Raw genomic sequence first — 651 nt, 5'->3', positions numbered from 1 at the left:
CGCGCGCTGCCGGTCGTCAGCCGCGTCCCCATCCCCCGCCGGCTCAGTTTCCGGCCCCTCGAGCGCCGCCTGCTCCCGGTCGAAGAACCGATCGACGAACGCCCGCCGCTCGAACCAGTCGATCTCGTTCACTTGCTGGCTGATGGTCGTACCGCTCACGCCGAGACGATCGGCGAGTTCGGCCTGCGTCGCGCGCGGCCGATCGCGGATCTCACGGAGCGGTTCCAGCTGTTTCGCCGTGACGGCTTCCGGGCCTACCGTCGAATCGTCATCCGCGGTCGCTGTCGACTCCTGCTCGGTGGCCGCCGTCGGCTCCGCGTCCTCGGTCGGCGCTCGCTGAGGAAGGGGGCTTAGCGCCTCAATTCAGCTAAACAGTCAGATATCGTTATAATCGATCGGTCTGGACGGCTACTCGAGGTGATCGTCTAGATGGTGCTGATCGAGAGACAGGTGCGTCAGTCGTCCGCGGGAGCACCGTCGTCGCCCCAGTCGTCGAACCCGCACAACCGCCGCGCTCGCTCGAGGACGCCCCCGGCCGCGTCCGCCGAAATACTCCTCTGGCCGAACGCTGCGCGCTCGTACTCCTGGGTCACGTCGCGAAGCAACGCCGCCTCCGTCTCGTCGTCGCTGCGGAGGGATCGATAGAACTCC

Annotated in this window: 2 protein-coding genes; both read right to left on the bottom strand. The window is 67.1% G+C overall.

Going from position 1 to position 651, the window contains the following annotated elements; all coding sequences use genetic code 11:
- Positions 1–210: winged helix-turn-helix domain-containing protein (locus tag PGX04_RS31320; RefSeq protein WP_273742046.1), on the bottom strand; the 210-nt coding region annotated here is incomplete at its 3' end.
- Positions 211–455: 245 nt separating this feature from the next.
- Positions 456–651 (bottom strand): hypothetical protein (locus PGX04_RS31315; protein WP_273742045.1); only part of this gene is annotated, 196 nt, incomplete at its 5' end.

The sequence above is a fragment of the Natrinema soli genome, from assembly GCF_028618695.1.
Note: the sequence above shows the minus strand (reverse complement) of the source record. Positions and strands in the feature narration are given on the sequence as shown.